The sequence below is a fragment of the Micromonospora inaquosa genome (assembly GCF_003857055.1).
Lineage (GTDB): Bacteria > Actinomycetota > Actinomycetes > Mycobacteriales > Micromonosporaceae > Micromonospora > Micromonospora inaquosa.
This window is the reverse complement of sequence record NZ_QGSZ01000080.1, coordinates 1-7,707: the sequence shown is the minus strand read 5'-3', so window position 1 is coordinate 7,707 and position 7,707 is coordinate 1. Positions and strand designations below refer to the sequence as shown.

Sequence of the window (7,707 nt, the reverse complement as noted above, 5' to 3'; positions counted from 1 at the left end):
GGGGCTACCAACTGGTGGGGAGGGGCATTCCTTCGGTGAAGCCGGCGGCGCTCTGCACGCCGACGATGGCCCGCTCGTGGAACTGGGTCAGGTCCCGGGCACCGGCATAGGTGAAGGCGCTGCGCACCCCAGCGATGATCTCGTCGATCAGATCCTCGACACCGGGGCGGGCCGGGTCCAGGTGCATCCGGGCCGAGGAGATGCCCTCCTCGAAGACCGCCTTGCGGGCCCGGTCGTACGGGCTGTCGTCGGCGGTTCGGGCGCTGACCGCCCGAGCCGAGGCCATCCCGAAACTCTCCTTGTACCTCCGGCCGTCCGCGTCGGTGTACAGGTCGCCGGGGGATTCGTAGGTGCCGGCGAACCACGAGCCGATCATCACGTTCGACGCGCCGGCGGCGAGCGCGAGCGCCACGTCACGGGGGTGTCGCACTCCGCCGTCGGCCCACACGTGCCGGCCCAGGTGACGGGCGGCGGCCGCACAGTCGAGCACAGCCGAGAACTGCGGCCGGCCCACGCCGGTCATCATCCGGGTGGTGCACATCGCGCCGGGGCCGACGCCGACCTTGATGATGTCCGCTCCCGCCTCGACCAGGTCGCGTACACCCTCGGCGGTGACCACGTTTCCGGCCGCCACCGGCACCCCGGGATCCAACTTGCGGACCGCCTGGAGTGCGGAAATCATCCGTGCCTGGTGGCCGTGCGCGGTGTCCACGACCAACGTGTCCACCCCCGCCTCCAGCAGGGCCGAGGCCTTGCCGGTCACGTCACCGTTGATCCCGACGGCCGCCGCGATCCGAAGCCGGCCGCGGTCGTCCACGGCCGGCGTGTAGAGGGTGGCCCGCAACGCGCCCTGCCGAGTCAGCACCCCGACCAGTCGGCCCCCGGCGTCCACCACCGGGGCGAGTCGGCGACGGCCCGCCGAGAGCAGATCGAAACCGGCACGCGGATCCGCGTCCGCCGGGACGGTGTGCAGCTCGGTGGACATGACGTGCCGCAGCTGAGCGAACCGGTCCACACCCGTGGTGTCCGCGTCGGTGACCACACCCATCGGCCGACCGGCGTCGTCGACCACGATCACCGCACCGTGCGAGCGTTTGGGCAGTAGGTGGATGGCGTCGCCCACGGTGTCGGTCGGGCCGAGCGTGATCGGCGTGTCGTAGACCAGATGGCGCTGTTTGACCCAGGCGACGACATTCGCCACCACCTCGATCGGAATGTCCTGCGGGATCACCGCGATGGCACCCCGGCGGGCGACCGTCTCCGCCATCCGCCGGCCGGCGACCGCCGTCATGTTCGACACCACCAGCGGGATGGTGGTGCCGGTGCCGTCGCCGGTGGAGAGGTCGACGTCGAGCCGGGAACCCAGGTCGGAATGGGCCGGCGCCATGAAGACGTCGGTATAGGTCAGGTCGTGCGCGGGGACCGCGCCGTGAAGGAACCGCACCCGGCAATCATTCCCGCTGGCTGGCGATTCCACCGTCGGTGGTCGCGGAAAACACTCGCACCGCTCGGGCGACCGCTCGACCCGCCGGTGCACTACGTACCGTCGGTGCCGGCGTTCAGCGACATGATCAGGCTCGGGTTGGGCTGGAGTCGGACGTGCTGAACGCCCTGACCGCAGCCGTCCGCGCGGTCGTCACCGAAACCCTGCGTTGACTGCCCGCCAGCGGCTCAGGCGATGGTGCAGATGGGGGCACCAGAGGTGATCACGGCACCCACCTCGGCGCTGAGACCGCTGACCGTGCCCGCCTTGTGCGCGTGCAGCGGCTGCTCCATCTTCATCGCCTCCAACACCACGACCAGGTCACCCTCGGCCACAGTGTCGCCGTCCGCCACCGCGATCTTGACGATGGTGCCCTGCATCGGTGAGGTGAGCGTGTCGCCACCGACCGGGGCGCCGGCCTTGGCACCGCCGCCGCGCCGGGTCGGTTTGCGGGAGGCGGGTGCCGCGGTGGTCGTACTCCCGCCGAAGCCGGCGGGGAGGCTGACCTCGAGCCGCTTGCCGCCCACCTCGACCACGACGGTGTCGCGTTCGGCCGGCGCCTCGGCGGTGCCGGCGGCGGCGGCGGTGAACGGCGGCACGGTGTTGTGGAACTCCGTCTCGATCCACCGGGTGTGCACGGTGAACGGCTCGGCGGTGAACGCCTCGTCGCGCACGACCAGCCGGTGGAACGGCAGCGCGGTGGCCATCCCGTCGAGAACCATCTCGTCCAGCGCGCGGCGGGCGCGCTCCAGCGCCTCGGTCCGCGTCTCGCCTGTGATGATCACCTTGGCGAGCAGTGAGTCGAAGTTGCCGCCGATCACGTCGCCGGCCGAGATGCCGGTGTCGACCCGAACACCTGGCCCGCTGGGCAGGCGCAGCGCGGTGACAGTGCCCGGGGCGGGCAGGAAGTTGCGGCCCGGGTCCTCGCCGTTGATCCGGAACTCGATCGCGTGCCCGCGCGGCGCCGGGTCCTCGGTGATCCGCAGCTTCTCGCCGTCGGCGATCCGGAACTGCTCGCGGACCAGGTCGATGCCGGCGGTCTCCTCGGTGACCGGGTGCTCGACCTGAAGTCGGGTGTTGACCTCCAGGAAGGAGATGGTGCCGTCCATGCCGACCAGGTATTCCACAGTGCCGGCACCGTGGTAGCCGGCTTCGCGGCAGATCGCCTTGGCGCTCTCGTGGATCTGCGCGCGCTGGGCGTCGGTGAGGAACGGCGCGGGCGCCTCCTCGACGAGCTTCTGGTGGCGTCGCTGCAACGAGCAGTCCCGGGTGCCCACCACGATCACGTTGCCGTGCTGGTCGGCGAGGACCTGTGCCTCGACGTGCCGGGGTTGGTCGAGGTACCGCTCGACGAAGCACTCGCCGCGACCGAAGGCCGCGACCGCCTCCCGGGTGGCCGACTCGAAGAGCTGGGGGATCTCCTCCATCGTGCGCGCGACCTTGAGACCGCGCCCACCGCCGCCGAAGGCGGCCTTGATGGCGACCGGCAGGCCGTGATCCACGGCGAACGCCATCACCTCGTCCGGGCTGGCCACCGGGTCCGGGGTGCCCGGGACCAGCGGCGCGCCGGCCCGCTGGGCGATGTGTCGGGCGGTGACCTTGTCGCCCAGGTCACGGATGGCCTGCGGGGTGGGGCCGATCCAGGTCAGCCCGGCGTCGATGACGGCCTGGGCGAAGTCGGCGTTCTCACTGAGGAAGCCATAACCCGGGTGTACGGCGTCGGCGCCGGCCCGAGCGGCCACGTCGAGCAGCTTGTCGATGCGCAGGTAGGTGTCGGTCGCGCTGTCCCCGCCGAGCGCGTACGCCTCGTCCGCGAGGGTGGCGTGCAGGGCGTCGCGGTCGGAGTCCGCGTACACGGCGACGCTGCCCAGGCCAGCGTCGCGGCACGCGCGGATCACCCGGACGGCGATCTCGCCGCGGTTGGCGATGAGTACCTTGCGCACCTTCGTGGCTCCTCCCGGGCAGGTTACTGACGGGGAGTGTATCGGCCGGCCACGGAGGCCCTAACGATCGCTCAGTGTGGGATGCCGCACTGCACTCGCCACGGTTTAGTCAAACTTGGCTATTACGCTTATCGGGTGTCTTCGACTCGAATGATGATTCTCGGTCTGGTGCGGTGGATGCAGCCCGTGCACGGCTACGACGTGCGCCGCGAGCTGCTGAGCTGGAGCGCCGACAAGTGGGCGAACGTGCAACCCGGATCGATCTATCACGCCCTGCGCAAGCTCACCGAGGAGGGGCTGCTCCGCGCCGTCGCGACCGAGCAGGTCGGCGCCCGCCCGGCGCGCACCACGTACGAGGTGACCGTGAAGGGGGAGGACGAGTTCGAGACGCTGCTGCGCAACTCCTGGTGGACCATCAGCGAGCCCGCCGACCCGTTCGTGGCGGCCTTCTCCTTCCTGCCGGCCATGCCGCGTGCCGAGGCGGCCGCCGCCCTGCGTAACCGCGCCAATCTGCTGCGCGCCGGCGTCGAGTCGATGCGTGCCTCGCTCGAGTCGGACTGGGTGCGCAACCGCAAGCCGGCGCACGTCGGCTGGATGTTCGAGCTGTGGTCGGCGCGGGCCGAGGCGGAGATGAGCTGGTGCGAACGGATCGCGGAGCGGATCGATTCCGGTGTGTCGTACCTGCCTGCTGAGCTGGATGAAGCGCAGGGTTGGTCCGGGTGGAGGGACGGCCTGGAGTCGCCTGGCACCCAGGCAGAATAATCAACGTTGACTAGAAAAGCTATATCGCGTTAGCCTGCTGGCGGCACAGCGGGGGAGTGCGCCGTCCGGCGTCGTCCCACTCGACGGCCGGCCCGACCGGCCCGAACGACCAGGAGCAGAAATGATCGAGACCAGGGGGCTGCGGAAGTCGTTCCGCTCCCGCGCGGGTCGAGAGACGAAGACGGTGGACGCCGTGCGGGGCGTCGACCTCGACGTCGCCAGGGGCGAGATCTTTGGCTTCCTCGGCCCGAACGGCGCCGGCAAGACCACCACGCTGCGGATGCTCGCCACGCTGATCGAGCCGGACGGCGGCGAGGCCACCATCGCGGGCGCCGACCTGCGCAAGGACCCGGCCGAGGTGCGCCGCCGAATCGGGTACGTCCCGCAGGGCGGCAGCACCTGGGACGAGTCCACCGCCCGCGAGGAACTGGTGCTGCACGCCCGGATGTACGGCATCGGCAAGGCCGACGCGCAGCGCCGCGCCGCCCGCGCCCTGGACGCCTTCCAGCTCACCGAGTACGCCGACCGCAAGTGCAAGACCTACTCCGGCGGCCAGCGTCGCCGGGTGGAGATCGCCCTCGGCATCATCCACGAGCCGAAGATCGTCTTCCTGGACGAGCCGACCACCGGCCTCGACCCGCAGAGCCGCGCCCACATGTGGGACGAGATCCGGCGGCTCCGCGGCGACGGGATGACCGTCTTCATCACCACGCACTACCTCGACGAGGCCGACGCGCTCTGCGACCGGATCGCGATCATGGACAACGGCGAGGTGGTGGCCGAGGGCACGCCAGCCGAGCTCAAGCGGGAGATCTCCGGCGACGTGGTGTTGGTCGGTCTCGACCTGGCCGCCTCCCCGCAGGCCGCCAAGGCGCTCGACGGCGAGCCGTACGTCAACAAGCTGGAAACCGTCGACGAGGGCGGCCTGCGCCTCTACGTCGACGAGGGCGCCACCGCCATTCCGCAGGTGCTGCGCCGACTCGACCACGCCGGGCTGGAGCTGCGCTCGATCGAGCTGCACCGACCCAGCCTCGACGACGTCTTCCTCACCAAGACCGGCCGCTCGCTGCGCGAGTCCTGACCCCGGAGACGACTCTCATGAAATTCGCCCGTGACACGTGGCTGATCTTCCAGCGCCAAACCCAACTCCTGCTGCGCAACCCGGTCTGGGTCTTCGTCGGCGTGTTCCAGCCGGTCATGTACCTGCTGCTCTTCGCCCCGCTGCTCAAGCCCGCACTGAACGCGCCAACTCAGGCCGCCGCCTACAAGATCTTCGTACCGGGTCTGCTGGTGCTGCTGGCCATCTTCGGTGGCCTGTTCCAGGGCTTCGGCCTGATCGCCGAACTGCGAGCCGGCGTCATCGAACGCTCCCGGGTCACCCCGATCAGCCGGCTCGCCCTGCTACTCGGCCGCTCGCTGCGCGACGTGGTCTCGCTCATCGTGCAGGCGGTCATCATCACGCTGCTCGCGCTCCTGTTCGACCTGCGGGTGTTCATCGGGGACCTGCTGCTGGCGTACCTGATGCTCGCCCTGATCGCCCTCATGACCTCGGCCGTCTCCTACGGTGTCGCCCTCAAGGTCAAGAGCGAGGACGCGCTGGCCCCGCTGATGAACACCGTGGCGCAGCCGGTGCTGCTGCTCTCCGGCATCCTGCTGCCGCTGACCTTCGCACCCGGCTGGTTGCAGGGCATCGCCAACTGGAACCCGTTCTCCTGGGCGGTCGACGGCACCCGGGCGCTGTTCGCCGGTGACCTGGGCAGCGACAAGGTCTGGCAGGGTCTCAGCATCACCGCGGTCCTCGCCGCGCTCGGCGTCTACTGGGCCGCCCGCCAGTTCGCCCGCAGCGTCCGCTGACGCTGGCTCTCGTCGCCCCTGGAAAGCGGGATGTCCCTTGTCGGGGGACACCCCGCTTTCCGTGGTGGGCGTTCGGTGTTCGGTCTTCGGCGGCAGGCGCTTGGTGGTTGCCGGCGGTCAGCGCACCCGGGCGAGGGTCAGGCCATCCGCGATCGGGAGCATCACCGGGTCCACCCGTACGTCGGCGATGACCTCGTCGTTGAACGCGGCGATGGCCCGGTCACCGGCGTCCTGCGGGGCGATGACACGCCCCCCACGCAGCACATTGTCGACAGCGATCACCCCACCCGGACGCATCCGAGGCACCAGCTCCGACCAGTAGATCGGGTAGCCGGTCTTGTCCGCGTCGATGAACGCGAAGTCCAGGTGCCGCTCGTGCGGCAGCTCCCGCAGCCCGTCCGCGGCCGGCCCGATGCGCAGGTCGATCAGATCCTGCACCCCGGCGCGCGCCCAGTAGCGCCGGGCGATGTCGGTGAACTCCTCGGAAATGTCGAAACACGTCAAACGCCCACCCTGGGGCAACCCGCGGGCGATCGCCAGCGACGAAAGCCCGGTGAACGTGCCCACCTCGACGGCCTGCCGCACGTCGAGCAGCCGGGTGAGAAACGTCAGGAACGCGGCCTGCTCCGGCGCCACCTGCATGGTGGCGTGCTCCGGCAGCACCGACCGGGTCTCCTCGGCAAGGTCCCGGATGATCTCGTCCGGTGGGGAGCCGTGTGCGACCAGATAGGCGTGCAGCTCGTCGGTGAGCGGAATCGACTTGGTGGTCATGACCGGACGTTACCGAGCGGCTCGACGGATTGGCCGCCCGGCGCGACCTTCGTCCACAGGTCGGTGATCCGCAGATCCAACTCGGCGAGGAGCCGGCGCAGCAGCGGCATCGACAACCCGACCACCGTCCCCGGGTCACCCTCGATCCGCTCCACGAACGGCCCACCCAGCCCGTCGATCGTGAACGCGCCGGCCACCGCCAACGGCTCACCCGTGGCCACGTACGCGGCGATCTCGTCGTCACTGACGTCAGCGAAGTGGACAGTGGTCGACGCGACCGCCTCCGCGCGCCGCCCCGCGGCAACGTCGACCAGGCAGTGCCCGCTGTGCAGAACGCCGCTGCGCCCCCGCATCCGCCGCCACCGCCGGGTCGCGTCGGCCGCATCCGCCGGCTTGCCGAGGATCTCCCCGTCGAAGGCGAGCACCGAGTCGCAGCCGATCACCAACGTCCGCTGATCGGCGGCCGGGTTCAGCCGGGTCAACACCGCCTGCGCCTTAAGTCGAGCCAACTCCAGACACAACTCCTCGGCCCGCTCGGTCACCACCAGGGACTCGTCCACCCCGCTGACCAGCACCTCCGGCTCGACGCCGGCAGCCTGGAGCAACTTACGACGGGCAGGGCTCGCCGAAGCGAGCACGAGGCGGAGCGGCAAAGTCTCAGACACGAGCCCGACGTTACCGCCCGCCAGTCCACCAAACCCGACACCCCGCGCAGCATCCCCCTGCCCAGACCGATGGCGATCCCGGCGTGCTCGGTGGTCCCGGCGTGCTCGGTGGTCCCGGCGTGCTCGGTGGTCCCGGCGTGCTCGGTGGTCCCGGCGTGCTCGGTGGGCTCGGTCGCTCGCTGGCCTCGGTGGTCTCGGTGGTCTCGGTGGTATCGGTGTGTGTCTTATA

The 7,707-nt window shown here is 70.3% G+C and carries 7 protein-coding genes; 3 read left to right on the top strand and 4 right to left on the bottom strand.

The genetic code is table 11. The features are described 5' to 3' along the window. Window positions 1-4: 4 nt before the first annotated feature. Both DLJ59_RS01410 and DLJ59_RS01405 read right to left on the bottom strand, forming a co-directional pair. Window positions 5-1,444 carry a GuaB1 family IMP dehydrogenase-related protein gene (locus tag DLJ59_RS01410; protein ID WP_124770713.1) on the bottom strand — a complete coding sequence of 480 codons (1,440 nt, stop codon included), beginning with the start codon at window positions 1,442-1,444 and terminating at the stop codon, window positions 5-7. 227 nt (window positions 1,445-1,671) lie between these two features. After that, complete coding sequence (locus DLJ59_RS01405) at window positions 1,672-3,426, bottom strand: acetyl/propionyl/methylcrotonyl-CoA carboxylase subunit alpha (RefSeq protein ID WP_124770712.1); 1,755 nt, start codon at window positions 3,424-3,426, stop codon at window positions 1,672-1,674. A 150-nt stretch (window positions 3,427-3,576) separates the two neighbouring features. Between DLJ59_RS01405 and DLJ59_RS01400 the strand changes: the two genes are divergently transcribed. The 3 genes from DLJ59_RS01400 (at window position 3,577) to DLJ59_RS01390 (ending at window position 6,042) form a co-directional block, all read left to right on the top strand. Beyond that, window positions 3,577-4,188 carry a PadR family transcriptional regulator gene (locus tag DLJ59_RS01400; protein WP_124770714.1) on the top strand — a complete coding sequence of 204 codons (612 nt, stop codon included), beginning with the start codon at window positions 3,577-3,579 and terminating at the stop codon, window positions 4,186-4,188. 121 nt (window positions 4,189-4,309) lie between these two features. After that, window positions 4,310-5,269, top strand: coding sequence for an ATP-binding cassette domain-containing protein (locus DLJ59_RS01395; protein ID WP_124770711.1), 960 nt, complete (start codon window positions 4,310-4,312; stop codon window positions 5,267-5,269). Window positions 5,270-5,286: 17 nt separating this feature from the next. Beyond that, a complete protein-coding gene (locus tag DLJ59_RS01390; protein ID WP_124770710.1) occupies window positions 5,287-6,042 on the top strand; it encodes an ABC transporter permease in 756 nt (251 codons plus the stop codon). Window positions 6,043-6,159: 117 nt separating this feature from the next. Here DLJ59_RS01390 and DLJ59_RS01385 read toward each other — a convergent pair whose 3' ends face one another. After that, window positions 6,160-6,813: an O-methyltransferase gene (locus tag DLJ59_RS01385; RefSeq protein ID WP_124770709.1), complete on the bottom strand. Its 654-nt coding sequence runs from the start codon at window positions 6,811-6,813 to the stop codon at window positions 6,160-6,162. Beyond that, the gene (locus DLJ59_RS01380; RefSeq protein WP_124770708.1) at window positions 6,810-7,478 is read right to left on the bottom strand and encodes a Maf family protein; all 669 of its coding nucleotides are present in this window, start codon (window positions 7,476-7,478) and stop codon (window positions 6,810-6,812) included. Before DLJ59_RS01380 ends, DLJ59_RS01385 begins: the two co-directional genes overlap by 4 nt. Window positions 7,479-7,707 lie beyond the last annotated feature (229 nt).